This window comes from Roseateles agri (assembly GCF_034043675.1).
Classification (GTDB): domain Bacteria; phylum Pseudomonadota; class Gammaproteobacteria; order Burkholderiales; family Burkholderiaceae_C; genus KK5.
In genome coordinates, this window is record NZ_JAXCLA010000010.1 from 91,705 (window position 1) to 118,221 (window position 26,517).

Genomic DNA, 26,517 nt, shown 5'->3' on the forward strand with positions numbered 1-26,517 from the left:
TGCTCCTTCTCAATCCAGGTTCTTGCCGACCATGCGGACCAGGAAGAACGAGACGATGTTGGCGAAGATCACCGCGAACAGCGCACCGGCCGATGCCACGCCGACGTCGAAATTCATCAGCGATTGCTTGTAGATCAGGAAGGTCATGTTCGTGCTCGCGTTGCCGGGTCCGCCACTGGTCGTGATGAAGATCTCGGCGAAGATCGAGAGCAGGAAGATCATCTCGATCATGATGACCACGGCCATCGGCCGGGCCAGGTGAGGCACCGTCAGGTAGAAGAAGCGCTGGAAGGCGTTGGAGCCGTCCATGCGGGCCGCTTCCATCTGCTCGCGGTCCAGCGACTGCAGCGAGGTGATGAAGATCAGGCAGGCGAAGGGCAGCCACTGCCAGGCCACCATGATGATCACCGACAGCAGCGGCCAGTCGGTCAGCCAGTCCACCGGCGTGAGCCCGAAGTGGCGCCAGACGTCGGCCAGCACGCCGTAGTTCGGGTTCATCATCATGTGCTTCCACAGCAGCGCGTTCACCGCGGGCATGACGAAGAAGGGCGAGATCAGCAGCACGCGCACGATGCCGCGGCCCGGGAACGGATCGTTCACCAGCAGGCCCAGCAGCACGCCCAGCACCACGGTGATGCCGATCACGCTGCCGATCAGCAGCAGCGTGTTCCACACCGCCGGCCAGAAGTCCGGATCGGTGATGAAGTACGTGTAGTTGTCGAGCCCGGCGAACGTGCGCTCGCCCGGCTGCATCAGGTTGTAGTTGACGAGCGAGAAGTAGATCGTCATGCACAGCGGCACGATCATCCACAGGAAGAGCGTGCCGATGGCGGGCGCCATCAGCGCCCGGGGGAGAAGGCGTGTATTCGAAGACGAAGAAGACATGGAGGTGACTCCCAGCAAACTGCATGAACCCCGCACGGCGCGCGTGCGGGGGCCTTTGTCACCCGGCGGTTACTTGTAGTAGCCGCCCTTCTTCATCTCGCGCTCGGCGGCCGTCTGGCCGGCCTTGAGCGCCTGGTCCACCGTGACCTTGCCCGACAGCGCTGCCGTCATCTGCTGGCCCACGGCGATGCCGATCGCCTGGAACTCGGGGATGGCGGCGTACTGGACGCCAACATACGGCGACTTCGGCAAGGTGCTGTCGCTGAGGTTGGCGCTGTTGATTGCCTTCAGCTCGGCATCGGCGAACTTGGCCACCTTCTTGAACTCGGGGTTCGCGTAGGTGCTCTTGCGCGTGCCGGTCGGCACGGCGCCCCAGCCGGCTTCCTTGGCCACCAGCTGGATGTACTCCTTGCTGGTCGCCCACTTGACGAAGGTCTGCGCGGCGTCAGCCTTGGTGGAGCTGGCGGGAATCGCCAGGTTCCAGCTCCACATCCAGTTCGCGCCCTTGGGCGTCACGGCCACCGGTGCCTGCGCGAAGGCGACCTTGTCCGCCACCTTGCTCTGCTTCGGATCGCTGATGAAGGAGGCGGCGATCGTCGCGTCCACCCACATGCCGCACTTGCCTTCGTTGAACAGGGCCAGGATCTCGTTGAAGGAGTTGGCGGCCGATCCGGGCGGGCCGTCCTTCTTCAGCAGGTCCACGTAGAAGTTGATCGCGTCCTTCCAGGGCTTGGTTTCCAGCTGCGGCTTCCAGCCCATGTCGAACCACTGGCCGCCGTTGGTGTTCACCAGCGTGGTCAGGAAGGCCATGTTGTCGCCCCAGCCCGGCTTACCGCGCAGGCAGATGCCGTAGACGCCGGCGCTCTTGTCGGTCATCTTGCCGGCCAGGTCCTTGATCTGCGCCCAGGTCGGCTGATCGGGCATCGTGAAGCCGGCCTTGTCGGCCAGGTCCTTGCGGTACATCAGCATCGAGCTTTCGCCGTAGAACGGCGCGGCGTAGAGCTTGCCCTGGTAGGACAGGCCGTCGCGGAAGGCGGGCAGCAGGTCGTCGGCGTCGTAGGCGGCGTCGGTGGCGATCGGCTGCAGCCAGCCCTTCTTGGACCAGATCGGCGCCTCGTACAGGCCGATCGTCATCACGTCGAACTGGCCGCCCTTGGTGGCGATGTCGGTCGTCACGCGCTGGCGCAGGGTGCCCTCTTCCAGCGTGACCCACTTCAGCTTGATGTCCGGATGCGCCTTCTCGAAGAAGGGCGTCAGCTTCTGCATCTCGATCATGTGACCGTTGTTGACGGTGGCGATGACCAGTTCGGTGGCGGCCAGCGCCGGGGCGGTCATGGCGAAAACGGTGGCTGCGGCCAGGCCGGCCTTGGCGAGGGAAAGGCGCTTCATGCTGCTTGTCTCCTGTTGTTGATTCGATCGACGAGCGGTCCGTGCCGCAGGCGTCGTGGGCCGGATTCTGGAGACTTGTCCTTGCGGCTTCGGTACTCCGATCGCCCTCACCTGTACTTTCATGCATCAAATCCTCGGTGAAATCCCTTAAATGACGCATGACAGGATGGAAAGCTTCGGCCCACAACGAAACAAGCGCGGCACTCGCGGGCCGATAGTGGGCCCATGAACATCACCTGCTTCATCCGCTACCAGATCGACCCGTTCCAGCGCGCGGAATTCCAGCGCTACGCCGAGGTCTGGGCCGAGGTCATCCCGCGCTGCGGCGGCGCGCTGATCGGCTACTTCCTGCCGCTGGAAGGCACGAACGACATCGCCTGGGGCTTGATCGGCTTCGAGTCGCTGGCCGCCTACGAGCGCTACCGCACAACGCTGCGCGCCGACCCGCAAGGCCGCGCGAACTTCGAATGGGCACAGCGCCAGCGCTTCATCCTGCGGGAGGAACGCACGTGGCTGGAGGACGTGGCGTCAACACGGCGCGTTACCCTCTCGCCATCATGAGCAGCGACACCCCGCACGAGCCCCGCATCGCCCGCATCGCCGCCGCGATGGCCGACCCGGCCCGCTCGCGCATGCTGGCTTATTTGCTCTCGGGCGAGTACGCCAGTGCCGGCGAGCTGGCGCGCAGCGCATCGGTCACCCCGGCCACCGCCAGCGGTCACCTGGCCAAGCTGCTCGAAGCCGGCCTGATCGCCTGCGAGCCACGCGGCCGGCACCGCTACTACAAGCTGGCCGGGCCGGACGTGGCCCATGCGCTCGAAGCACTGGCGCTGGTAGCAGAGCGCAGCGCTCACGAACGCGCCTGGGAGGCCCCGCAGCGCAGCCGGCTGCGTGAGGCGCGCTGCTGCTACGGGCATCTGGCCGGGCGCCTGGGCGTGCGGCTGCACGAGCGGCTGCAGGCACTGCAGGGCCTGCGCGCCGTCAGCGAAGGATTCGAGCTGACCGAGGCCGGGCGCGCCTGGCTGGCCTCGATGGGCATGGAGGTTCCTGCCTCCGCTCAGGCTCGGCGTTATGCCTATGCCTGCCTGGATTGGTCGGAGCGGCGCGACCATCTCGCCGGCCAGCTCGCCGAGGCGATCTACCAGCACTGGCTGGCGCGCGAATGGGTGCGGCGCGGCGAGGGCCGCGCTGTGGAGCTGACCCCGCTCGGTCACCGGCAGTTACTGCCGCAGCTGGAACCCGGTATCCGCTGAAATAACGCGTTACCTGTGTTGTTTCCGACAAGAAGTTGGCGGATTCATTCGGCTCGGTATCAGTGCAGACATCAAGCGCGAGACCCTGCCGTGCAGAATCGTCCAAATGGAAATGCAGCAGCCCGCCGAGCTGCGTTGGCGCCGGGCCATCGAAGCCGGTGAGCTCGGCGTGTGGGATCTTCGCCCGGAACTCGAAACCGTTCACCACTCGCCGCAGTGGAAGCAGCGGCTCGGTTTCCCCGAGCCCTTCGCGGCCGACAGCACGCACTTCTGGCGCTGCCGCGTACACCCCGACGACCTCGAACCGATGCTCGACGCGATGCGCGCCCACGCACGCGGCGAGCGGCCCAGCTACGAGGCGCAGTTCCGCCTGCGCAGCAACGGCTCGGGCTACCGGACCCTGCACTCGCGCGGACGCGTCGTCGAGCGCGACGAGCAAGGCCGCGCGCTGCGCATCATCGGCACGATGCTCGACCTGACCGACCGGCCACCTTCGCCGCGCTGCACCGGCCTCGCGGAAGGCTGCCGCGGCGCGATGACCGTGCGGCCGATCGCGCAGCCCTTCCATCAGTTGCTGAACGGCGGCCGGGTCGACGTGCGGGAACGCGACCGCATCCTGGGCCTGGTCGAAGACCTGCTGCTCACATCGCTCGACGAACTGGAAGCCTCGCGCATCAGGGGCGCGTGACCGCTGCCTCCGGCAGCCGCCCCGGCCCTCTCAGCAGGCTCACCCCGCCCGCCAGCAGCGCGAAGCCGGCGGCGATCGCCAGCCCCCAGTGGGTGGCCCGTACGGAGGGCAGCAGGCCGAACAGCAGACCCATCGTCAGGCTGCCCAGCGTCTGTCCGGTCAGGCGCGCCATGCCCTGGGCACCGCCGGCTGCGCCGCTGCGCTCCTTCGGCGCGGCCAGCAGCATGTTGCGGTTGTTGGGCGTCTGGAAGAAGCCGAAGCCCAGGCCGGCCAGCGCGGTGAACAGTACCAGCGCCAGCCGCGGGTCCGAGCCCGAGGGCCAAGCGGCGCACAGCGCCAGGCCCGCCGCCAGGCAAGCGGCGCCGGCCGCGCAGAGCCATGCGGTGGGCAGGCGGTCCGACAGGCGGCCGGCCAGCGGCGCTGCCAGCATCACGGCCAGTGGCCAGGGCGTCATCAAGAGGCCGGTGGCCAACGCGCTCAAGCCCAGCACATGCTGCATGTAGAAGGGCAGCGCCACGTAGCCGGCCATCTGGCCGGTGAAGCAGCAGACCGAGGCAATCACCGAGGTGCGGAAGGAATGCGAGCGCAGCAGGTCCAGCGGGATCAGCGGCGCGGCGCGCGGCAACTCGCGCCGGATCAGCAGCGCGAGGCAGACGGCCGCCACGGCCAGCAGCACGCCGCCCTGCAGCGGCTGCGCGAGCAACTGGTCGCTGCCCAGCACGAAGGCGGCAAACATGCCCGCGTTCAGCGCGATGCTCCAAAGGTCGATCGGCCGCGCCGTGGCCGGCGTGTGCGGCAGGCCGCGCGCGACGACGAGCACCAGCAGGCCCACCGGCAGGTTCACCGCGAACAGCCAGGGCCAGCTCGCCACCGACAGGATGGCCGCGCCCACGGCCGGCCCCGCCGCGGACGCCCCCGCCACGGCCAGCGCGTTCCAGGCGATCGCCTGGCCCAGTTGCCGCTTCGGATAGGTGAAGCGCAGCAGCGCCAGGCCCAGCGGCATCACCGCCGCGCTGCCCAGCCCCTGCAGGCAGCGCCCCGCGACCAACACCGGCAGCGAGGGCGCCAGCGCACACAGGGCCGAGGCCGCGGTGAACAGAGCCACGCCGGCCACCCACACGCGCCGATAGCCCAGGCGCTCGCCGATAGCCGAGGCCGGCAGCAGGAACATCACGACGGCCAGCTGGTAGGCCGTGACGATCCACACCGTGTCGGCCGGCGTCGCATGCAGTTGCTCGGCCATATTGGGCAGCGCGACGTTGGCGATCGCGCCATCCAGCACCACCAGCACGATCGCGCCGAGGATGGCGGCGACTGCCGCATGCCGGCGCGGCAGCGGCAGGCCGTCGGATTCCGGCTCGGCCGGGCGAGTGGAGGGTCTGGAAGGGTTCATCGGAAACATCTCTGACTGAGTTGGAGTCAGCATACGGGCCGGGGCTGCGACGGCCCAGCGCGCGGCGCGCAGCTTGTACCTGCATCGCACGCCTGTGGAGGGAGGCAGCGGCGTGCTAGCGTCGCCGCATGCCGTCCGCCGATATCGACCTCAACCTGCTCGGCGCCCTCGACGCGCTCTTGTCCGAAGGCAGCGTGGCCCGCGCCGCCGAACGCCTGCAGCTCAGCGAATCGGCGATGAGCCGCACGCTGGCCCGGTTGCGCGAGGCCACCGGCGATCCGCTGCTGGTGCGGGCCGGCCGCGCGATGGTGCCGACGCCGCACGCGCTGGCGCTGCGCGAACGGGTGCGCGAGCTGGCCCAGGAAGCCCGCGCCGTGCTGCAGCCTGCAGGTGCCGGCTTCGAACTGCGCACCCTGCAGCGCACCTTCACGCTGCGCGCCAACGACGGTTTCATCGAAGCCTTCGCGCCCCGGCTGGTGGCACGCGCCGCGCAGCAGGCGCCCGGCGTGTGCCTGCGCTTCGCACCCAAGCCGGACAAGGACGTACGGCCACTGCGCGAGGGCTTGATCGAGCTGGACATCGGCGTGCTCGGCGAATCCGGACCGGAGGTGCGCGTGCAGGCGCTCTACCGCGATCGCTTCGTGGCTGCCGTGCGCGAGGGCCATGCGCTGTTGTCAGACACGCAGCTCAGCGCCGAGTGCTACGCGGCATGTGGCCACGTCGTCACCTCCCGCCGCGGCCGCATGCGCGGGCCGGTGGACGAGGCGCTGGCCGCACGCGGCCTGGCGCGCCGGGTGGCGGTGGTCGTGCCCAGCTTCCGCGCTGCTTTGGCCATCGCCGCGGCGACGGACCTGGTCGCCTTGGTGCCGGCCAGCTTCTTCGAACGCGAGCTGGCCCAGGGCGCGCTGCGCGCGATCGAGCTGCCGGTGCCGACCGAGCCGATCACCATCTCGCAGATGTGGCATCCGCGCCTGGACCGCGATCCGGCGCATCGCTGGCTGCGGGAACTGCTGCTGGAGGTCTGTCGGTCGGATGACCGCTAGGGCTGCGGAACGACCTTCGCCACCCCGCCCTGCTCCACGACGAGATCCAGCCCCACCTCGGCCGCGTCGAGGTCGTTGAACGGCGGAATGCGCACGGTGGAGAGCTTGTCCAGCACGCAGTCGCCGAAGGGCGGCGCCTTCAGCATGCAGGCGCCCGAGTCGAAGTAGACCCGCTGCGCGCTGCCGTCCGGCTGGAAGCGGAAGACCAGCGGGCAGTCGCCGGCCGGCGCGGGCCGGCAGGCCGCGATCGCCTTCTCCGTCGCCCGCACCGCGATCGCGGCAGCCTGGTCGTGCGAATACGGCGCGGGTGCCGGCGTCCTGTGCGTCAGCAGCCAGCCCGACACGAGCGCGGCCACCAGCACCGCGGCCGCGATGGCGGGCCAGACCCGCCGGCGCAGCTTCAGCACCGCGCGAAGTTCGCGCGCCAGATTGGCGACATCGTCCTGCCAGCGGTCGTCGCGCAGGATCACGGCCTGGCGTTTGGCCAGCGGGCCAAGACCGGCCGGCATCTGCGCCTCGCCGGGCAGTTCCACCCCGCCGATCAGGACGGGCGCGACGTGCAGGCCCTGCTGCGCCAGCGCGGTCTCCAGCTCCAGGCGCACATAGTCCTGCGCTTCCTGCGGCCTGCCGTCGAACGATGCCAGCCAGCGCGGGCCGATCAGCGCCAGCACGGCACCACAGGATGCCAGCTCGCTGCGCAGCACCTGCTCGAACTCCGCACCGGGCGCGATGTCCGAGACGTCCATGAAGACCCGATCGCCCAGCAGGCGATCGAGATCTTCAGCCAGGCGTCCCGCCTGCCCCGCGCCGTCGGCGCGGCGGTAGCTGATGAAGACGCGCTGGCGCCGCTCGGCTTGGGACATGATGGAGCAGGATAGTCCACCGGGGAGCCTGGCGATGCAAAATGAGCAACATAGCGGCGGCTGCCTGTGCGGCGCCGTGCGCTACGTGGCGACGGGCCGCCCCTGGCGCGTCGGCGTCTGCCACTGCCTGGACTGCCGCAAGCACCACGGCGCGCTGTTACATGCGTCTGCGATCTTCCCGCAGGAGCAGGTGGCGATCAGCGGCGAGACGAGCAGCTACGCCGGCCGATTCTTCTGCCCGCGCTGCGGCTCATCGGTCTTCGGCCGCAGCGGCGACGAGGTCGAGGTGAACCTCGGCTCGCTGGACGAGATCGACCGGTTCAAGCCGACCTACGAACTCTGGACGATCCGCCGCGAATCCTGGCTGCCGCCCTTCCCGCTCGCGCGGCACTACGAGCGCGATCGGGAGGGATCGGACCGCTCCGAGGGCTAGTCTCACTACAGGGACTGAATCTCGCGCGTGAGCAGGTCCATCATGACTTCCACCCGCTTCGGCTGCCGGCGGCGGCGTGCGTACACCAGATATGCCGTCTGGGCCGGTCCCGTCCACTGCGGCAGGATGCGTACGAGTTCCTTGCGCTTCAGGAGGTCGTTGACCATCCAGCAAGGCTGGAAGGCGATGCCCGCGCCTCCGCGAACGGCATCCAGCAGGGAGACGGCATGATTGACCCGGTAGCGGGTTTGGATTGGCAGCTCCACCGTGCCTTCGGCGTTGCTGAGCGTCACCTTGTCGTCCGTCCACATCGGGTAGCGCAGAAAGCTGTGCTCGGGCAAGTCATTCACCGTGCGCGGCCGTCCGTGGCGTTTCACGTAGTCGGGTGAGGCAACGATGTAGCGGGGCCAGGTCGCGAGTTCGCGCGCGACGAGGTCCGGCGGTAAGGTGCCGCCAATGCGCACGGTGAGATCGAAGCGCTCTTCGACCGGGTCGACGAAGCGGTCGTCCAGCATCAGGTCGATCTGCAGATCCGGATACAGCTCCAGCGCGCGCAGCATCAGGGCATGGAGCCTCAATTCGCCGAGCGCCATCGGTGCCGAGATGCGCACGCGGCCGCTCGGCCGCACCGTGCGCTCGTCGAGCTGGGCCACCGCCTCTTCGTAGTCCTCGAGCAGGCGCCGCGCGCTTTCGAGGAAGCGAAGCCCTTCATCGGTGAGGACGACGCGCGACGCTCCCCGCTCCAGCAGCCGCGCGCCGAGCGACGCCTCGAGCGAGGCCACCAGCTTGCTGACCGTGGGCTGTGTGGTCGAGAGCGACCGGGCAGCCGCCGACAGGCTGCCAAGATCGGCCGCCCGCACGAAGGCATTCATCGCGCGAAGCCTGTCCATTGCATTCCAATATCGAATGGTTTGGCTTCCATTTTGCCAACTTCAAAATGAAGATGGAATGGACGAGAGTGACGACATGAAAACACCCCTCACTCTTCTCGCCGCCTCGCTGGCGGCCGCGCTCGTCACCGGTGCCGATGCGGAGCCCATCGCACCCGTGCATTGGCAACCCACCTGGATCTCACCAGCCCAACCCCTGTTCGCCGACGACGCCGTGCTGCCGATGGGCATGCCGACAGAGTTCCGCGACGTCACCTTGCGACAGGTCGTGCGCACCAGCCTCGGCGGCCCACAGCTTCGCCTGGTCTTCGGCAACGAGTACGGAAGGACGCCGCTGACACTGGGCGCCGCCGGCGTTCGCATCGCGGGTGGCAATGGCCAAGCGGCGGCCGTCCGCTTCCAGGGCCATGACGGCATCGTCGTCCCGCCCGGCGCGCGGGTCGTCAGCGATCCGGTCGACCTGCCCACCCATGCGGGCGAGCGCCTGGACGTGGATGTCTACTTGCCGAATGCCGCCAAGAGTGCCGCCAAGCTCGCCAGCTTCCACTGGGACGCGCAGGAACACACACTGCTATTGCCCGGCAATGCCGTGGGCCGCCGCAACGCGACACCGAAGGAGACCACCACCGCCCGCGCCTTCCTCTCCGAGCTGTGGGTGGCTTCCGATCACCCGGCTGCGTCGGTGGTCGCCATCGGCGACTCGATCACCGACGGCAACGGCTCCAGCATGGGCCTTGACCAGCGCTGGCCCGACCACCTGGCCCGGCGGCTCGCACCGCAGGGCGTGGCCGTACTCAACGCCGGTATCGCGGGCAATCGGCTGTTGCACGGTGGCTGGGGCGACGCAGCGCTCGCGCGGCTCGACCGCGATGTGCTGAGCCGGCCCGGTGTCCGCGCGGTCGTCGTGCTGCTGGGCACCAACGACATCGGCTTCCCCGGCAGTCCGTTCGCCCCCACCGAGGCGCCCGTGACCCTGGCGGAACTGACCGGGGCATTCCGGCAATTGGTCGAGCAGGCCCATGCGCGCGGCGTGCGCGTGATGGCCGGCACCGTGCCGCCGTTCAAGCACGCCTTACAGGGGACGCCGCTGGAGGGGCACTACAGCCCCGACAAGGATGCGACGCGCCAGGCCCTGAACGAGTGGATCCGCCGTGCGGGCGTGTTCGATGGGGTCGTCGACTTCGATCGCTTGCTGCGCGATCCCGCCGATCCCGCGCGACTCGATCCCGCCCTGGACGCCGGCGACCATCTGCACCCGGGCGATGCCGGCTACAAGCGCATGGCCGACGCGATCGACCTGCGTGTGCTGCTGGGCGCAACGACGGAGTCGGCGGCGCAGTAGCGAGGCCACCGCCGGATCAGGGCGTTGCAGTCAGGGCGCTGCGGGCCGCTTCGGCGGCTCCCACAGCTCGATCTTGTTGCCTTCCGGATCGAGGATCCAGGCGAAGCGGCCGGTCGTGTCCTCGCTGCGCTTCAGCGGGGTGACGTCCTTGGCCTTCAGCTTCGTGAGGAAGGCGTCCAGGTCGTCGACGGCGTAATTGATCATGAAGCTGGCGGTCGACGGCTCGAAGTACTTCGTCGTCGCCGGGAAGGTGCCCCAGATCAGCGCCGGCGGGTGGCCCGGCGCGTCGTAGCGCAGGGCCGCGCCGCCCCAGGGTTCGAGTGCCAGGCCCAGCACATCGCGGTACCAGGCGGCCAGCGCCTTCGGGTCCTTGGCCTTGAAGAACACGCCGCCCACGCCGGTGATGTGCCCGGCGGCCGCGTCCTCGGGCGCAGCCCGGGAAGGCCCGGCCAGCAGGATCGCGGTGGCGCACAGGCCGGTCATCAGCAGGGGCCGCATGTTCATCGTGGTCATCCCCAGGTGGTGGGTTTCGGGTTGCGCTCGTCGAAGCCCATCTGGTGCCAGTACGGGTAGGCAGGCGTCTGGCGGCTGGCGGCGTCGAGCCGGGCGATTTCCTCGGCCGTCAAGGTCCAGCCGAGTGCGCCGAGATTCTGCAGCAATTGCTCCTCGTTGCGCGCGCCGATGACGAGGTTGCTGACCGTGGGCCGCGCCAGCAGCCAGTTCAGCGCGATCTGCGGCACCGTCTTGCCGCGCTCGGCGGCAATCGCGTCCAGCACGTCGACGACGGCGAACAGACGCTCGTCATCCACCGGCGGGCCGCCCACGGCACCACCCGAGGCGATGCGACCCGCGCCGGCGGCCTGGCCGCGGCGGATCTTGCCGGTCAGGCGGCCCCAACCCAGCGGACTCCACACCATCGTGCCGATGCCCTGGTCCAGCGCCAGCGGCATCAGCTCCCACTCGTAGTCGCGGCCGATCAGCGAGTAGTAGCCCTGGTAGGCCACGTAGCGGCCGAGGCCGTACTTCTCCGAGGTGGCCAGCGACTTCATCAGGTGCCAGCCGGAGAAGTTCGAGGCGCCGATGTAGCCGATCTTTCCGGCGGTGCGCAGGTCGTCCAGCGCGCGCAGGGTCTCGTCGACCGGCGTCAGCGCGTCGAAGCCGTGCATGAAGTACAGGTCGATGTAGTCGGTCTTCAGCCGCTTCAGGCTGGCCTCGCAGGCGCGCACCAGGTGATGACGCGAGGAGCCCTTGTCGTTCGGGCCCTCGCCCATCGCGAAGGTGGCCTTGGTGGAGATCAGCGCCTGATCGCGGCGGCCCTTGAGTGCCTCGCCGAGGATCTCCTCGGAAGCGCCGGCCGAGTAGACGTCGGCCGTGTCGAAGAAGTTCAGGCCGTGCTCCAGGCACACGTCGACCAGGCGGCGCGCCTCGTCCACCTGCGTCTGGCCCCACTTGCCGAAGAACTCGCCCTGCCCGCCGAAAGTGCCCGTGCCCAGGCTCAGCACCGGGACCTTCAGGCCCGAGCGGCCCAGTTGTCGGTGTTCCATCGTCTTACTCATTGTTGTTTCTCTCCTAGCAATCGTTGTCGGACCCGTGCTTCGACCGCCGGCGCCTCGTGCACCGAGATCCAGGCCGACTGGTCGGCGCGGTAGACATAACTCGGAGACGCAGCGGACGGAGGAAGCGCCGACGCATCCTGCCCCAGCGCCCGCTGCGCGGCGGCGCGGACGATCAAGGCCAGATCGCTCCAAGGGCCTTTCACCAAGGCTTCATCCGCCTGGGCGAGCGCATGCTTGGCGTCGCCGGCGTCCAGGGCCAGCCAGGCGGAGAGCGCCAGCAGGGTCGGGTCTTGCGCGTCGAGCAGCAGCGCCTCCTTCAACTGCGCGCGGGCCTCGTCGGCGCGGCCGGCCAGCAGCAGGTCGCGCAGGTAGTCGGCGCGCAGCGGTACCAGGCCCGTGCGCAGGCGCAGCACCTCGGCATAGACCTTGAAGGCCTCGTCCCAGCGGCCCGCCAGCGCCAGGGTCTGCGCGCGGCCCCACAGGCCCTCGGGGCTGTCGGCCTGGTGGGCGAGCACTTCGGCGTAGCGGGCCAGCGCCTCGTCCACACGGCCCAGGCGGCGCGCGCCATCCGCCAGCTCTAGGTTCACGCGGAAGGCATCGTCGCCGGACAGCTTGTCGCGGCCCTGGCCGAGCGTCGCCAGCACCTCCGCCTGCGGATGGCCGCTGTGCCACAGCGCCTGGGCGACGGCGGTGCGGATCGCGCCGCCGTCCGGATGCGTCTTCAGCGCCCGAGCAGCCAGCGCCTCGACGGCGGGGCGGTCGCCCTTGATCGATTCGGCGTACAGGGCAGCGGCCAGTACCAGCTCGTCGTCCGGCGCCACGCCCTGCGCCTTGGCGAGGTAGCCCAGCGCCGCGTCGAGCTGGCCCCGGCCGAGCTGGTCGTTGCCGGCGTTGACGTAGGCGATCGGCAGGCTCGCCGAGACATCGGTCAGCGCCGTCAGCCGGCGCTCCAGCTTGAGCAACTCGGGGTCGATCGCCTGCAGGCGGTCGAGCCGGATGTCGCGCGTGTCGTAGCGGTCACGTTGCGGGGATTCGAGTGCGTTCGCGCCCTCGGCAAAGTACTCCCACACCGAGCCGCCGGCGTAGCGCGACAGGAATCCCTTCTTGGTCTGCGCGTCGCGCGCCTTGGCCTGGTTGTAGAGCGCCTGGATCTCGCGCCACTGGTCGGCCGTAAGGATGCCGTGGACCTGGTGCGAGAGCTCGTGCAGCACCGTGTTGTAGCGGTCGAAGATCGTGCGCTCGACATCCTCGACACCGGTCACCGTGAGGTAGCCACCGGCGCCGCGCACGTCGTCCCACAGGCGCGAGTCGTATTCGATCCGCGCGTCCTTCAGCGCCTCCATGCCTGGCGCGTCGGACAGCTTCATCGCCATCGGCTTGATGTAGAGCCGCGAGCCACCCGCCACCAGCACTGGAATGAAGGCCTTCCACGGCGCCACGGACAGCGCCACGCGCTTCTGGATGCGCGGGCTCAGCTCGCTCCAGTTGCTGACGTACTGCTCGATGCCAGGCACCGCAGGCATGGGCGCCGCGGCGAAGCGGCGCTCGTAGTCGGCGCGGTGTACGTCGACAAGGAAGCGCTGCGATTCCAAGCTGCGGGCCAGGATCGCGTGTGCACGGCCCAACTCGGGGCAGATCTTCAGCGCGGCGAACGAGAGGTCGCGCGCCTCGTCGAAGCGGGCTTGCTCGAATGCATCGGACGCGCGCTTGGCCAGCGCCATCGCCTCATCAAACTTCGGCCCGTAGGCGGCGGCGAGCTGCGTGTAGTTCTTGCGCGCGTAGCCGTTGCCGAGCTGGTAGTGCGCCAACTCCTGATAGGGGTTCAGACGCACGGCGGTCTCGGCGGCGGCGATCGCGTCGTCGGTACGGCCCAGCCGGATCAGGGTCTCGTTCAGCGCGGCGTAGCCATCGGCCGTAGGCAGCGCGGCGATGCTGGCTTCCAGATGAGTCAGAGCAGTGTCGAAGTTGCGGCGGCGGAACTCCAGCTGGCCCAGGCCTTTCAACGCCGCGGCGCGGTCGGCCGGTGAATTCGACGCATTGGCGGCCTGCAGCGCGCGCTGGAAGCATTGCTCGGCGCGCGCCTCGTCATAGGTCTCCATCGCCAGGCGGCCGGCCGCCTGCCAGTCGGCAGCGGTGTTGCCGGCGCGGCTGCGGCGGTCGACCTCGGCCATGTCGTCGTGTGCGAACAGCCAGGTGTAGATCAGGCCGCGCTCGGCCTCGCTCGGCTGCTTCTTCGCCAGCAGCGGCTTCAGGCGCGGTGCGGCCGCGGCGTAGTCCTGGCGTGCGAGCAGCCCAGTCAACGGCGTGACCGCGCGGGCCGGCAACCATGACGGCGCCAGCAGCAACGCAGCCAGCACCACTGAGGATGCTGCGTGAAAGGGTCGGGTCTTGTCAGTCATGGCCGGCATTCTCGCCGGCCAGATCAGCCGGGATCTCAGCCGCGCATCACGACGTCACCCGACTCGCCCAGGTCCTTCGGCGGCTTGCCGGTGAGCACCGCCTTGCCCATCTCGTAGAGCTGGCGCAGCTTGCTTTCCTTGACGTCCCAGTAGTGGGCATGGGCGATGCGCACGCGGACCAGGATCAGGTTCGGATCCTCCTGGCCGCCCGGGAACCAGGCGGCCGCCATCTTGGTCCAGAGTTCGTTCACCTTGCCCGGATCGGTGACGACGGCGGCACGCCCGGAGATCGAGACGTAGCTGTCATCGTCCGGGTTCGCGTAGCTGATGTTGACCTCGGGCCGCGCCGCGAAATCCGCCGCCGCATCGCCACGGCGCGACATGAAGAACCACAGGCTGTCGTCCTCGTCGATCGCGCGGTTCTGCGTCGTCATCGGGCGCGAGTGGAACTGGCCGTTCGCGTGCTGCGTGCCGAACATGCAAAAGCGCGTGCCCTTGATCAGCTTCCAGAGTTTGTCCCGGCATTCGGCGGCGTTGTCGTGCTCGTTGATCGTGTCCATGGTGTTCTCCTTCGGAGGTACTGCGTTGACCACCCATCGGCAAGCTGCATACCCCGAAGCCACCCGAGGCCACCGTTCTTGCAACTGCTTACATCTGCTTTACCGCAGCTTTGCTCGCGCTGATCAGGTTGCGGTCAACACGAGCCCGCCCCTTGCCGTTGAACACGCACAGCAATCACGCTGCATGCACCAACGGAAATCTCCACCATGAAGTTCAAGAAATTGCTGACCCGTGCCCTGCTGCTGGCTGCCGTCGCCTCGCTGATTAGCGGCTGCATCGTCGTGCCGCGCGGCGGCTATCACTACCACGATCGCGGCGGCTGGGACCACCGCGGCCGCTGATCGCTCGACGGACCTCCGACCCCTCGCGTCGGAGTCGTCCGACGCGCAAACAGGCATCGCTGAGGTCCCACGCCGACGCGCTTCTTGCATGATCGATCGCAAGGAAGCCACCAGAACGCGAACAGGACCTCGATCATGATGACGACGACGTCGACCCCAGCAGTTCCCGCTCCACCGCCCTCGGTCAAGCTCTTCGGCCTCGAGCCGATCCGCGCGGCGTTCGAGTACGCCAGCATGCGCCGAATGAACCGGCAGCAGCTGCCGCGTGGCGATGGGCACCCGATCGTCGTCTTCCCCGGATTGGCCAGCGACGGCAAGACGATGACGGCGTTGCGCGACTTCCTGCGCGACCTCGGCTACACCGTCTACGACTGGGGCCGCGGCTACAACAACGGCCCGCAGGGCGACACCTCGGAATGGCTGCGCGAACTGGCGCTGGACATCCAGCAGATGGTGTCCGCGCACACCGAAGGCGTGACCCTGCTGGGCTGGAGCCTCGGCGGCATCTACGCCCGCGAGGTATCCAAGCACATCAAGCCGGCCGTGCGGCAGGTGATCACGATCGGCTCGCCCTTCGCGGCCGAACCGACGCAGGTGCGCGTGGGCCTGCTGTGGCGCTGGGTCAATGGCCGGCCTATGCAGCTGGACGATGCGCTGCGCACGCAGTTGCAGACCGCGCCCGAAGTCCCCACCACCTCGATCTACAGCCGCACCGATGGCGTCGTCGCCTGGCAGACCTGCATCCAGCCCGGCGAGCACCCGCATGTAGAGCATGTGGAGGTCGAGGCCAGCCACTGCGGCATGTGCTGGAACCCCTCCGTGTTGCGCGCTGTGGCCGAGCGGCTGCACCGCCAGCCGAAGAAGCCCGACAGGCACGATAAGGAGCATCCGATGACGATGAAGACACTGCGCAACCGCTTCGTGGCCGCCGCCGCGCTGTGCGCCTTCGGCGCGACCTTCGCCCAGGCACCGCTGCCGGCCGTCAAGCGCAGCGGCGCGGTCGAGTACCTCAGCGGCGGCATCGGCAGCGACGAATCGACGGCGATCAAGGCGGTCAGCACGCAATGGCCGCTGACGCTGGAGTTCGCCGTCAATACTCAGCCGCGCGCCGACTACGCGTCGGACGTGCAGGTGACGATCCGCGACGCGCACGACACCGCGGTCTTTCAAACCACATCCAGCGGCCCCTTCCTGTTGGTGAAGCTGCCGCCGGGCCAGTACAAGGTCGACGCGCAGTACCAGGGCAAGACGCTGCGCCAGGCAGTGACCGTGGCCCAGGGCAAGGCCGCCCACGAGTCCTTCGTCTGGCCCGCCAGCGCCGGCTGATCCGGCTCAGCCGCCCGCGCGCTTGACCTTGTAGCCGGCCTGCGTGAGAGCGGCCATCACCTTGTCGACGTGATCGCCCTGGATCTCGACGACCCAGTCCTTGACCGTGCCGCCCGAGCCGCAAGCAGCCTTGAGCTTCTTGGCGAAGGCGGTCAGTTCCTCGGCCTCCAGCGGCAGGCCCTTGGCCAGCGTGACGACCTTGCCCGAACGCTTCTCGCGGCTGACGCGCACGATGCCGTCGCCCTCCGGCCGTTTGGCCTGCCCGCACTGGCACTCGGCCATGGGCTTGCGGCAGGTCGGGCACATGCGGCCCGAATCGGTGGAATACACAAGGTTCATGGCTTCAGCGTCCGCGTGAAGAAGCCGTCCAGCGTGCGGTACAGGTGCAGCCGGGCCTTGCGGCCCGCGATGCCGTGGGCCTTGCCAGGGTAGATCATCAGCTCGAAGGCCTTGCCCTCGTCTTGCAGTGCCTGGATCAGCTGCAGCGAGTTGTCGAACAGCACGTTGTCGTCGGCCGTGCCGTGGATCAGCAGCAACGGCTTGCTCAGCAGCGCGGCGCGGCTGGGCAGGTTGGCCTGGCGGTAGGTCTCGGCCTTGCCGCCGTCGGGCAGGCCCAGGTAGCGCTCGGTGTAGGCGGTGTCGTAGAGCGTCCAGTCGGTGGGCGGCGCGACGCCGGCGGCCGAGGCGAAGGGCGTGTCGGCATCGAGCATCGCGCGCGCGGCGAGGAAGCCGCCATAGGACCAGCCCCAGAAGCCGATGCGCTGGGCGTCGACGTCGGGCACGAGCTTGGGCAACTGCCGCGTGGCGGCGAACAGGTCGGCCACCTCGACCTTGCCGAAGGCGCGGTGGTGGGCACGGGTGAAGGCGCGGTCGCGGTTGGCCATACCGCGCGTGTCGACCATCATGATGCCGAAGCCCAGGCGCTGCCAGTGCGCCATCAGTGCCGTCTCGCGCGGCCAGGCCCAGTTCACCGTGGACGCATGCGGGCCGCCATAGGCCAACACCAGAGTGGCGTGCGGGCCGGGCTTGCCGTCGAGCGGCGGCAGGTAGAAGGCGTTCAGCGGCGTCGTGCCGTCGGCGGCCTTGATGTCCAGCACCTGGGGCTGCGGCGTGATCTGGGCCAGCAGCGGATCGGGCGCGCTGCCGGGCAGCGCGAGGGCCGGCGCCTTGCCGGCAATGTCACGCAGTTCCAGACGTGGCGGCTCGCCCCAGGCGGAGCGGGTGACCAGCACGCGGGTGCAGGCCTTGTCGCCGCTGGCATCGCGCCACTGCTGCGGCGCGGCACCGTCGAGCCTCTGGGTCTTGCCCTTCATGTCCATCACGAACAGCTCGCGAGCGCGGCCGCGGTCCTGCGCGCCGGCGAAGACGATGTGCTCGGGGCCCGCGCAGACGAGGTGGGCGACCGGCTCCTCCTGCTTGCTGAGCGTGTGGCGCGCGCCGGTCTTGCGATCGACCGCAATCAACTGCTTGCGGCCGGAGCGCTCGCTGCTCCACAGCAGGGCCGGCTTGCCCGAGAGCTGCAGGCCCTTCAGCTCGACCATGTCGTCATGCGTTTCGACCCAGGCGGCATCGCGCTCCTCGATCAGCAGGCGCGGCGTGGCGGTGCGCGGGTCGAATTCGGTCAGCGCGAGCAGGGTCTGATCGCGGCGCAGCCATTGCAGCCAGGGCGTGCCATCGGCGAACCAGCCGGCGCGGGCGATGTACTCGGCCTCGGCGGGCAGGAGCAGCGGGGTCTGGGCGCCGGAGGCGATGTCGATGGACAGGGCCGTGACCTTGGCATTGGCCTCGCCGGCGCTGGGGTAGCGCTGCTCGGTCATCGCCGTGTGGTCGGCGAAGATCTGCGCACGGGTCTTCAGCGGCACGCCGCTCTCGTCCACGCGCAGCACCAGCAGACGCTTGCCATCGGGCGACCACCAGAAGCCGCGCTGGCGGCCCAGTTCCTCGGCGGCGATGAATTCGGCCAGGCCGTAGCTGACGGCACCGGCGGCATCGGGCGTGAGCACGCGAGCCTCGCCACCGCCGTCCAGCGGCTGCACCCAGACCTTGCCGGCCTTCACGTAGGCGATGCTGTGGCCATCGGGTGAGCAGACGGGGTCCTGCTTGGGCTGGTCGGGGTCGTGCGTCAGGCGCTGGGCGGGCTGGCCCAGCCGCAGCAGGTACAGGTCGCCGGAGAGCGGGAACACCAGCGCCTGGTCGCCCTCGCCGCACCAGCGGTAGCTGGTGATGCCGCTCTGGCTGATGCGCTTGCGCTCCAACGCCATCTTCTCGGCCTCGCTGAGCTTCTGCTGCTGGCCGCCCAGCAGCTGCGCGGCGGAGGCCAGCATCTGCGGATCGCCACCGGCCGCGGGCTGGGCCCAGAGCTCCAGCTGCTCGCTGTCCTGTGCCGATGGGCGCAGGTAGGTGACCCAGGCGCCGCCCGGCGAGATCTCGGCCTGCTGCGGCAGGCTGCCCTGCAGCGGCGGATCGCTGGTGATGCGTTCAAGGCTGATCTCGGCGGCCTGCGCCGAGAGGCTGAGTGCAGCAGTGAGCAGGGATGTCATCAGGGTATTTTTGAGCATCAGGCGATCGACGGGAACAGGCGCTGCTGCAGCTCTTCGGCAGAGTTGACGGTGCGCAGTTGGAGATAGGCTTCCTCGGCCTCGGGATAGTGGCGGCGCAGGTAGTGCAGCCATTGCTTGAGCCGGCCCGCCTGGTGCTTGGGCTGGACGTGGCTGCGCACCAGCGCGAAGAAATCGCGCATCAGCGGCAGCAGCTGGCTCCAGCTCAGGGCCGGCGCGCCGGGCGAGCGGATCGCCAGGGCCAGGCCCGGGTTGGCGACCATGCCGCGGCCCAGCATCAGGTCGTCGCAGTGCGACTGCGAGCGGCAGTTCTCGGCATCGGCCGGCGTCCAGATCTCGCCGTTGGCGATCACCGGCACCGTCACCGCGGCCTTCAGCTCGGCGATGCGATCCCAGTAGGCGGGCGGCTTGTAGCCGTCGGCCTTGGTGCGGGCATGGACCACCAGCTCGCCGGCACCGCCACCGACCAGCGCCAGCGCGCAGTCGAGCGAACGCGAGGCATCGTTGAAGCCCAGCCGCATCTTGGCCGAGACGGGGATGTGCGCCGGCACCGCGCGGCGCACGGTGGCGACGATCTCGTGCAGCAGCTCCGGCTCGTCCAGCAGCACCGCGCCGCCGCGGTGGCGGTTCACGCACTTGGCCGGGCAGCCGAAGTTCAGGTCGATGCCCTCGGGCCCCAGCGCCGCCAGCTTGGCCGCGTTCTCGGCCATGCAGACCGGGTCCGCGCCCAACAGTTGCGCGCGCACCGGCACGCCGGCCGGCGTGCGGCCGCCGGTCTTCAGCTCCGGCACGATGCGGGTGAACACGCGGTTGGGCATCAGCATGTCGGTAATGCGGATGAACTCGGAGACGCAGCGGTCGATGCCGCCGACGCGGGTCAGCACGTCGCGCAGCATGTGATCGAGCAGGCCTTCCATCGGTGCCAGCAGAATCATTGAGCCGACTCCCGCCAGGTCAGCCAGCAGCGCGTGTCGAACTCCAGTTGCGCGTAGTCCGGCTCCATGTGGTGGCACAGCGCGTAGAAGGCCTTGTCGTGGTCCAGCTCCTTCAGGTGGGCCAGTTCGTGCACGACGATCATCTTCAGGAATTCCGCAGGCGCCTCGCGGAACAGCGAGGCCACGCGGATCTCGCGGCGCATCTTCAGCTTCGCACCCTGCTGCTGCGGCGCGCGGGTATGGGTGCCGAGCGCGTGCTGGATGATCTTCAGCTTGGCGTCGTAGCGGACGAGGTTCAGCGGCGGCGCGTTGCGCATGTGGCGCTGCTTCAGCTCGTTCGTGTAGTCGAACAGCGACTTGTCGCTGCGCACCTCGTGTACCTCCGGATACCTCTTCTGCAGCAGCTCGCCGAGCCGGCCTTCGGCCATCAGCTGGCCGACCTGCTGCAGCAAGGCCGGCGGATAGCCTTGCAGGTATTTGAGAGACGAGGACATCGCGAACGCGGAGAGGAAAAGCTGCAATTCTCCCGCATCATGCGCGGATGACCGCGCCGGACTCCTTTCGCATCCAGATCGAACCGCAGGGCTGGAGCTTCGACTGCCCGCCCGACGAGACCCTGCTGACGGCCGCGCTGGCCGCCGGCATCGAGCTGCCCAACTCCTGCCGCAACGGCACCTGCCGCGCCTGCATCGCCAGGCTGGTCGCCGGCCGCATCGAGCACAAGATCAAGTGGCCGGGGCTCAGCTTCGACGAGAAGCAGGACGGCTGGATCCTGCCCTGCGTGGCCTGCCCGCGCGAGGGGGTGACGATCGAGCAGCCGCACGCGCTGCAGCGGCCGGACCGCTGATCGCACACCCCCCACAGGTCCGCGCCCATTCGTCCGGCGGACGGCATCGTATGGAAGTCGCGCGGCAGTGACTACCGCAAATCAGATGATTCGGCGCACGCGCCCCTTACCTAGACTCCTCAGCCTCAAGCGGCACGATCGCCGCCACGCCTGCTGTCTCGATGCGATGGCCGATCGCTATGTCGGAAGACGCTTCTGCTTCTCTCACGCAGCGTCAACCGATGAATCATCGAGAGACACCTATGACGGAAAAAGCAGGCGACCGGGATCTGCAGGCCGACTTCCATTGGCCCCATGCTGCTGATGCCTGCAAGGCCTACCTCGACCTTAGAAGCATTGAGCCCTTGGCGGTCAGAGTGCTGGCGCGCGGCTTGCTCAGCCAGCGGCTGGTGTCCTTCGTCGGTGCCGGCGTTTCGGCGAGCTACGGACGCATGACATGGCCGGGTCTAATGGAAGCCCTCTGGCGCCACGCTAACGACGAATACAAACGCATCGGCGACGACCAGCGCGGCTGGCCGCAGTTAAAGCAGCAGCTATGGGACGGAAGCTTGGACAAGTTCCTAGCGTACTCCGACGTCCCGATAAAGGCCCAGGTGTTGTCCGAAATGCTCAAGCTGCAACCGCTGACCCGCCCGGCTGCGGATACATCTTCGATGCGCATCTCATCGGAGCGCGCGGACCCGTTGCAGGAACAGACCAAGTTCTGTCTAGAAAATTTCCACGGCTTCATCGACTGGTTAGTGTCCGAATGGTTTGGCAAGCGCTTCAAAGCAAGCGAGAAGGTTCGCGCCGATGCCTTGCGATTCGAACGAGAACTGGCTGAAACTCAGCCATCGGATGGGCCACAGCCCGCCGGGCTGCTCGGAGTACTGGCAGCCCTCGATGGCGCCGCAAGCGCCCTGGCTCTACGTAGAACACTGATCCGGGCCCTCGCCCTGCAATCTACAGATACCGACAGCCCCTTGCGCCTGCTGATCGACGAATGGGGCATACGACGTTTCCTGACCACCAACTATGACCGGGAGATCGAGCGGGGCCTGACGGCCATGGGCTTCACCGAGCGCTGCAGCGGCACCGGTGAAGTTCACGGCAATCAGTTCGCGGTACTGAACTTCGGCCGCAAGCACACCGGTGCAGCGCTGCGCTTCGCGCTGGAGGGGCCGCGGCGCCATGCGGCCGTCTTACACCTGCATGGCGACGTCGCCGAACCTTCATCGCTGATCATCAGCGAATCCCACTATCAACACCTGTATCTGGACGATCACGTCGGGCGTGACCTTGTCAGCAATGCAACGCAGGCCAATTTCGGGGCCAATCCCGTTCTGTTCGTCGGATCCAACGTCGCCGAGGATGACGTGCTGAGGCCACTGCGCCAATTCATGACCGGTGACGGTCATCGCGGAGACAGGATGGCCGTCGCGCTGATCGCCAACTCTCAGAACAGCGAGGAAAGGGCCCAGCGCAACGTGGGCCTGTGGCTCAAGTACGGGATCCTGGCCCTTGATGTCGGCCACGCCGACACAGACAGCTCCGAGCAGAACAGCGATGAGCAGGACCTGTGGCTGGTCAGGTTGTTGCGGATTCAGAAGGCGAACCGGGAAGCAAAGACGCCCCCAGAGCGCGCCGAGGTTCACAGGCAAATGCAGTCCCTGCGCCCTCCGACCCGCCTGGAGCAGGTTGATCTTCCCCCCGAGGACAAGGAGGCATTCAAGGCGCGGCTGAGTTCGATGACGCAGATGCTGGCGGCGCTTGCCGATGTTCAAGCGGGCGCGGATCCTCTGCAGATTCCTCGCACGCAGTTGAGTCTAGACGTCACCGTCAGTTGGATGACCAGCCGATTCATCTGCGCCAAACTCATACAGTTACGGCAACGCGCACTTCTCGTGATCGAGGACGATGCCAAGCTCGCGTTGCCCTACGAATCACCCGCTACAAAGAACATCGAAGCGCTGGCAACCCGGCATCCAGTCAAGCTCGCGCACCAGCACTTCCATGGCCGGTTCGAAAAAATCTCGACGGCAGCACGCGGAGTCTTCGACGAGCACATTGGCGACCTGTGCAAGGCTATCCGCAAGAGCGAGCAGTTCTCGCGGCTGCCAGGGCGCCGGGTATTGATCGTCAGCGCCGCGCGCGGGCACGGCAAGGGCGGGCAATTCGACCGGCTCGTCACAGCGCAAGGCGGAGGCTCTAGTAACGATCGACCCTATCTCTCAAAGCTGCTGTCCGCGCTGAACTATCCACAGACCACCAAGAAATCCCTGCCGGACGACGTGCGTGTCCTACACATCAACCTGACCTTTTCCAACGAAATCGGCCCGGTCATCAGCCTCGCCATCGCCGTGATGGACGACATCAGCAAAGCCGTCCCTAAGGCTGAACTGCCGAGCAACCACGATCAAGCCGAGCTTCTCGGTCGTGCCATGCATGCACTGTCACTAGAGGGCACGACGGGACGCGTGTTACTCATCCTCGGGAATGCTGGCGTGCTGTTTGATGCCGAGGGGCGTCCCAAGAACGGCCAGATTCAGCGTGTGATGCGCACGCTGCTGGCACCACGCTATGCAAACGCAAAACTGGACATCCTGATGTACGTCGGCGAGTCGCAGATGCCCGAGAAACAGCGCATCGCGAAACCAGACCCCAAACGCGAAGAACCATCACCCACGCCCCCTCCACTCGACAAGGAAGTCATGGACATGCGCATGCGGCGCCGGCTGCATCGCCTCAATATCGAAGGTCGCCCCCCAGGCTTGAGTGAAACGATCCTCGTCCACCCGCTCGGCAAGACACGGGTATCCGAACTGGCCCAGGCGTATTTCCCAGAACTGTCACTACGGATGGGCTGGCTGCCGGAGGGGTTGGCCAACAAACCGCTCGACAAGCGCTTTCCCGAACGAGGATCCGCGGCCGATGAGGCCGCTCGGCGCATCTATTTCGCCACGGGCGGGAGCCGGCTGGCGCAGACGCTACTGCTGAGCTGGATGGAGGCCGCGATCGACCGCTCTTCCGTGATCGTGCCCGTCTTCGACGGATCAACGCAAGCTCCGGGAGCGCGGTCAACGTTGGTGGACTATGCATGCGCCGCACTGCGATCCGCGCCGGCGGCCTCCGCCGTCGAAGCTTGCGTCGAATTCGTCCTGGACCAGTGGGCTGGCTGGCACCGCACTGGCAACCGCGCAAACTGCAGTTTGCCCTCGCCGAAGGTAAAGAAGGGCCATCAGGCCGAGATGCTCGTGCCCGTCGTACAGACGCTCGCGGACAAGCCCACGGCCGCCTCGTGGACTCTGGCGACTGAGCTGCTCTGGCATCTCAGCGCCTTCTCCCACCCTGTGGAGACCGGCGTCCTGACAACATGCCCTCGCGTCTTCCAAGCTGCGGGTGTGGTTACCGCGCAGTTGCGCGACAGGCTCCCGTTGGTGTCCGAAACAGCCGTGGTACTGGGCATGCTGGAGTTGCTCACACACTGGTGCCTTGCCTTTCGTGTCGGCAGCCGTCCTATCCCGTCGCCACTGAGTGCAGGCATCGCCGAAGGGACGTCCCAGAGTGAACGCATAAGGTACACAGTGCACCGCAACATTCAGCGCCACTTCCAGCGACTGATGGGAGGGCGCAATGTCGAAGTCACAAGTTGGGACCAGTACACAACCACGCTGTATGCCTCGCAGCCGGATGAATCGCCCGTCCTGCCGGCCGAAGTTCACGTCACGCTGGTCGATGTGGTGCGCAGACTCTCTAGATATCCGGAGCCACGTCGGGCCGGCACGGCGGCCTGGCCGGCAGACGTGGGCGATTCGAGCCCAGTGGCCATGGTGCAGGAAGCAGACCAGATCCGCGCGGCCTACTACCTGGTGCGCTCCACCTATTCGCTGGGTGTGGTATGCCACCTGACCGCGGAAGCAGCCGAACGCGTCGGTGGACTGGGACACCTGGAGCAATACCGGCGACTCGTCCGCTGGATCACGCACGCCGCGCGCTATTGGGAGAAGCGCTACGGAATTGGTACCGACCGAAGCGCGCCGGACGCTGGAGGCGCATGGTCCAGAGGACGCAAATCGAACGGTATCTTCTTCCCCGGCGAACTGGTCTGGCTATACAACGAAAGTGGCGTCATCAGTCTGGCTCAGGGAAAGCTGCACGATGCCGAGCAACTGCTCACGATGGCAGAAGCTGCGGCACGCTTGGTCGAGTCGGACGACACCGGATCGCTCCACACGCGTATCCGCATCCATTCCGCGCTGGTGCAGATAGAACGCGGGCGACCCCAGCGTGCGCGACGGATCCTGCAGCCGATTGCAGAGCGCCGGGGCGAGCATCGCGTGCCCCCCCTGCTCGCCGAGTTCTACCTTGGCCAGTTGGACCACCTGGGCGGCAACTACGCCGCCGCCAATGCGCGTTACGAACTTGCGCTTGCCGGGTTGCGCCAGGCCGGCCGCTCGCGCGCCTCCGCGTTCGCACTGATGAACAAAGCCGACGTGCAGTACAGCCTCAACAAGCTGGCGGCCCAAGGCACCGGCAATACAGCGGCCCTGGAATCGGCCCTGTGCATGGCCGAGGAAGCAATCAGCTTGGCGCAGCAGGGCGGGCACGAGGATCTTCGCGTAATGGCCACGCTGACGAGGGCGCGGATATGCGTCGACGCGGGGCGAATCCAGGGCGAGAGTCTTTTCGAGCACCTAAGCTTCGCGCAGCGTTACGCGGTCCTGACCGATATGCCGCGCCTGAGCTGCGAAGTGCACGAACTGCGCGCGCGGCTCCTCATGCGACAAGGCGAATACAAGCTGTCCGCAAACGATGCGTCCGTCAGCCTGGAAATTGCTGCCATGTACGACCTCAAATTGAAGAAGGCACGGGGCCTGCTAACGCTGTCAGAGATCTATCTGTGCCGCGGCGAAGTCGATGGGGCCCGCAGCCTGGCGGCAATGGGACGTGAAATCGCCGCGTCCTGCGATTACTACGCCTGCGTGCGCGGCTTCAAGGAGTTGGATCTGCGGCTCAATCAGAACGGCCAATCGCTGTGAGCGGGAAATGTGCTTGACAGCCGAGGCCTATGCGCGAATCTCCGCACCGCGTCCCGCCAGCAGCCCCCTGGCGGTCGAGCAGCCGCGCGCGCTGCAGCGACAATCGGCGCCATGATCGATACTCCCAAGAGCCCAGACCCGCTGCACGGCGTCACCCTAGAGATGATCGTGACGCGCCTGGCCGAGTGGTATGGCTGGGAAGAACTGGGCCGCCAGATCCCGATCCGCTGCTTCCAGAGCGACCCGAGCGTCGCGTCGAGCCTGAAGTTCCTGCGCAAGACACCCTGGGCGCGGGCCAAGGTGGAGAGCCTCTACCTGTTCGCGCTGCGGGAGCAGGCGCGCCGGCGCCAGGGCTTCTAGGCGATCTCCGCGCCGCGCTCGGCGAGCAGCTCGCGCAGCACCGAGCGGTGGCAGCGCGCTTCGTGCTCGCAGTAGCAACCAATCGCGATGTGCGACTGACGCGACAGCGCGGCCAGCAGGTCCAGCAGCCGCGCCGCATCGGGCTCGTTCATCTGGCTGCGGAACTTCTTGATGAAGGCCGACCAGCCCTTGTCGCTGCCTGAAGCCTGGGCTTCCTGCGCTTCCTTCATCAGTTCGGGTTCGGGCGACAGCGCCGGCAGCCAGGTGTCGTAGTAATCACGCTTGGCGAACTCCGCCTTCGGCACGCCGCGCGGCGGGCGCCGCACGGTGCCGATGCGCAGGCCTTCGTCCGCTGCACGCGGAGTACCAAGGCGGACGACACGCAGCGCCATCTCAGTGGGCCATGACGTTGAGCAACCTGGTGCCACCCGGCCTAG

The 26,517-nt window shown here is 67.7% G+C and carries 25 protein-coding genes; 11 read left to right on the forward strand and 14 right to left on the reverse strand.

Annotated elements, in window-relative coordinates; all coding sequences use genetic code 11:
• Positions 1-9: 9 nt before the first annotated feature.
• Together SNE35_RS27590 and SNE35_RS27595 are read right to left on the reverse strand one after the other, a co-directional pair.
• A complete protein-coding gene (locus SNE35_RS27590; protein ID WP_320426265.1) occupies positions 10-885 on the reverse strand; it encodes a carbohydrate ABC transporter permease in 876 nt (291 codons plus the stop codon).
• A 69-nt stretch (positions 886-954) separates the two neighbouring features.
• On the reverse strand, positions 955-2,274 hold the full coding sequence (locus SNE35_RS27595; RefSeq protein WP_320426266.1) for an ABC transporter substrate-binding protein: 1,320 nt from the start codon (positions 2,272-2,274) through the stop codon (positions 955-957).
• A 225-nt stretch (positions 2,275-2,499) separates the two neighbouring features.
• Between SNE35_RS27595 and SNE35_RS27600 the strand changes: the two genes are divergently transcribed.
• From SNE35_RS27600 to SNE35_RS27610, 3 genes are all read left to right on the forward strand, one after another.
• Complete coding sequence (locus tag SNE35_RS27600; protein WP_320426267.1) at positions 2,500-2,835, forward strand: NIPSNAP family protein; 336 nt, start codon at positions 2,500-2,502, stop codon at positions 2,833-2,835.
• Positions 2,832-3,527, forward strand: a complete 696-nt coding sequence (locus SNE35_RS27605; protein ID WP_320426268.1) for an ArsR/SmtB family transcription factor — start codon at positions 2,832-2,834, stop codon at positions 3,525-3,527. The genes SNE35_RS27600 and SNE35_RS27605 overlap by 4 nt, the downstream gene beginning before the upstream one ends.
• A 106-nt stretch (positions 3,528-3,633) precedes the next feature.
• On the forward strand, positions 3,634-4,215 hold the full coding sequence (locus SNE35_RS27610) for a PAS domain-containing protein (RefSeq protein ID WP_320426269.1): 582 nt from the start codon (positions 3,634-3,636) through the stop codon (positions 4,213-4,215).
• Here SNE35_RS27610 and SNE35_RS27615 read toward each other — a convergent pair.
• On the reverse strand, positions 4,202-5,608 hold the full coding sequence (locus SNE35_RS27615; protein ID WP_320426270.1) for an MFS transporter: 1,407 nt from the start codon (positions 5,606-5,608) through the stop codon (positions 4,202-4,204). The two genes, SNE35_RS27610 and SNE35_RS27615, sit on opposite strands and share 14 nt — an antisense overlap.
• Before the next feature lie 128 nt (positions 5,609-5,736).
• On the opposite strand from SNE35_RS27615, the gene SNE35_RS27620 reads away from it, so the two are divergent.
• Positions 5,737-6,651 carry a LysR family transcriptional regulator gene (locus SNE35_RS27620; RefSeq protein ID WP_320426271.1) on the forward strand — a complete coding sequence of 305 codons (915 nt, stop codon included), beginning with the start codon at positions 5,737-5,739 and terminating at the stop codon, positions 6,649-6,651.
• Here the strand turns inward: SNE35_RS27620 and SNE35_RS27625 are convergent.
• The gene (locus SNE35_RS27625) at positions 6,648-7,514 is read right to left on the reverse strand and encodes a toll/interleukin-1 receptor domain-containing protein (RefSeq protein WP_320426272.1); all 867 of its coding nucleotides are present in this window, start codon (positions 7,512-7,514) and stop codon (positions 6,648-6,650) included. The genes SNE35_RS27620 and SNE35_RS27625 overlap by 4 nt on opposite strands.
• Before the next feature lie 34 nt (positions 7,515-7,548).
• On the opposite strand from SNE35_RS27625, the gene SNE35_RS27630 reads away from it, so the two are divergent.
• A complete protein-coding gene (locus tag SNE35_RS27630; protein ID WP_320426273.1) occupies positions 7,549-7,947 on the forward strand; it encodes a GFA family protein in 399 nt (132 codons plus the stop codon).
• 5 nt (positions 7,948-7,952) lie between these two features.
• Here SNE35_RS27630 and SNE35_RS27635 read toward each other — a convergent pair whose 3' ends face one another.
• Positions 7,953-8,819, reverse strand: a complete 867-nt coding sequence (locus SNE35_RS27635; protein WP_320426274.1) for a LysR family transcriptional regulator — start codon at positions 8,817-8,819, stop codon at positions 7,953-7,955.
• Positions 8,820-8,913: 94 nt separating this feature from the next.
• Between SNE35_RS27635 and SNE35_RS27640 the strand changes: the two genes are divergently transcribed.
• Complete coding sequence (locus SNE35_RS27640) at positions 8,914-10,179, forward strand: SGNH/GDSL hydrolase family protein (protein ID WP_320426275.1); 1,266 nt, start codon at positions 8,914-8,916, stop codon at positions 10,177-10,179.
• 30 nt (positions 10,180-10,209) lie between these two features.
• Here the strand turns inward: SNE35_RS27640 and SNE35_RS27645 are convergent, their stop codons facing one another.
• From SNE35_RS27645 to SNE35_RS27660, 4 genes are read right to left on the reverse strand one after another with little or no spacing between them, the layout of a single operon-like run.
• A complete protein-coding gene (locus SNE35_RS27645; RefSeq protein WP_320426276.1) occupies positions 10,210-10,683 on the reverse strand; it encodes a VOC family protein in 474 nt (157 codons plus the stop codon).
• 5 nt (positions 10,684-10,688) lie between these two features.
• Positions 10,689-11,723 (reverse strand): aldo/keto reductase, encoded by a 1,035-nt coding sequence (locus tag SNE35_RS27650; RefSeq protein WP_320426277.1) that lies wholly within the window; start codon positions 11,721-11,723, stop codon positions 10,689-10,691.
• An 8-nt stretch (positions 11,724-11,731) separates the two neighbouring features.
• Positions 11,732-14,134 (reverse strand): tetratricopeptide repeat protein, encoded by a 2,403-nt coding sequence (locus SNE35_RS27655; protein ID WP_320426278.1) that lies wholly within the window; start codon positions 14,132-14,134, stop codon positions 11,732-11,734.
• Positions 14,135-14,169: 35 nt separating this feature from the next.
• Entirely contained in the window at positions 14,170-14,694 is a 525-nt protein-coding gene (locus SNE35_RS27660) for a pyridoxamine 5'-phosphate oxidase family protein (RefSeq protein WP_320426279.1), read from the reverse strand.
• 207 nt (positions 14,695-14,901) lie between these two features.
• Between SNE35_RS27660 and SNE35_RS27665 the strand changes: the two genes are divergently transcribed.
• Both SNE35_RS27665 and SNE35_RS27670 read left to right on the forward strand, forming a co-directional pair.
• On the forward strand, positions 14,902-15,036 hold the full coding sequence (locus SNE35_RS27665; protein ID WP_320426280.1) for a hypothetical protein: 135 nt from the start codon (positions 14,902-14,904) through the stop codon (positions 15,034-15,036).
• Between the two features lie 135 nt (positions 15,037-15,171).
• Positions 15,172-16,362 (forward strand): alpha/beta fold hydrolase, encoded by a 1,191-nt coding sequence (locus tag SNE35_RS27670; RefSeq protein ID WP_320426281.1) that lies wholly within the window; start codon positions 15,172-15,174, stop codon positions 16,360-16,362.
• 6 nt (positions 16,363-16,368) lie between these two features.
• On the opposite strand, the gene SNE35_RS27675 is transcribed toward SNE35_RS27670, so the two are convergent.
• From SNE35_RS27675 to SNE35_RS27690, 4 genes are read right to left on the reverse strand one after another with little or no spacing between them, the layout of a single operon-like run.
• Entirely contained in the window at positions 16,369-16,701 is a 333-nt protein-coding gene (locus SNE35_RS27675; protein ID WP_320426282.1) for a translation initiation factor Sui1, read from the reverse strand.
• The gene (locus tag SNE35_RS27680) at positions 16,698-18,902 is read right to left on the reverse strand and encodes a S9 family peptidase (protein WP_320426283.1); all 2,205 of its coding nucleotides are present in this window, start codon (positions 18,900-18,902) and stop codon (positions 16,698-16,700) included. Before SNE35_RS27680 ends, SNE35_RS27675 begins: the two co-directional genes overlap by 4 nt.
• A gap of 17 nt (positions 18,903-18,919) precedes the next feature.
• Positions 18,920-19,855, reverse strand: a complete 936-nt coding sequence (locus SNE35_RS27685; RefSeq protein WP_320426284.1) for a tRNA dihydrouridine synthase — start codon at positions 19,853-19,855, stop codon at positions 18,920-18,922.
• The gene (locus tag SNE35_RS27690; RefSeq protein WP_320426285.1) at positions 19,852-20,349 is read right to left on the reverse strand and encodes a M48 metallopeptidase family protein; all 498 of its coding nucleotides are present in this window, start codon (positions 20,347-20,349) and stop codon (positions 19,852-19,854) included. The genes SNE35_RS27685 and SNE35_RS27690 overlap by 4 nt, the downstream gene beginning before the upstream one ends.
• 47 nt (positions 20,350-20,396) lie before the next feature.
• Here SNE35_RS27690 and SNE35_RS27695 point away from each other — a divergent pair, with 47 nt between their 5' ends.
• From SNE35_RS27695 to SNE35_RS27705, 3 genes are all read left to right on the forward strand, one after another.
• Complete coding sequence (locus SNE35_RS27695; RefSeq protein WP_320426286.1) at positions 20,397-20,702, forward strand: 2Fe-2S iron-sulfur cluster-binding protein; 306 nt, start codon at positions 20,397-20,399, stop codon at positions 20,700-20,702.
• 242 nt (positions 20,703-20,944) lie between these two features.
• The gene (locus tag SNE35_RS27700) at positions 20,945-25,720 is read left to right on the forward strand and encodes an SIR2 family protein (protein WP_320426287.1); all 4,776 of its coding nucleotides are present in this window, start codon (positions 20,945-20,947) and stop codon (positions 25,718-25,720) included.
• A gap of 111 nt (positions 25,721-25,831) precedes the next feature.
• Positions 25,832-26,080, forward strand: coding sequence for a VF530 family protein (locus SNE35_RS27705; RefSeq protein ID WP_320426288.1), 249 nt, complete (start codon positions 25,832-25,834; stop codon positions 26,078-26,080).
• Here SNE35_RS27705 and SNE35_RS27710 read toward each other — a convergent pair.
• On the reverse strand, positions 26,077-26,472 hold the full coding sequence (locus SNE35_RS27710) for a DUF488 domain-containing protein (RefSeq protein ID WP_320426289.1): 396 nt from the start codon (positions 26,470-26,472) through the stop codon (positions 26,077-26,079). The two genes, SNE35_RS27705 and SNE35_RS27710, sit on opposite strands and share 4 nt — an antisense overlap.
• Positions 26,473-26,517 lie beyond the last annotated feature (45 nt).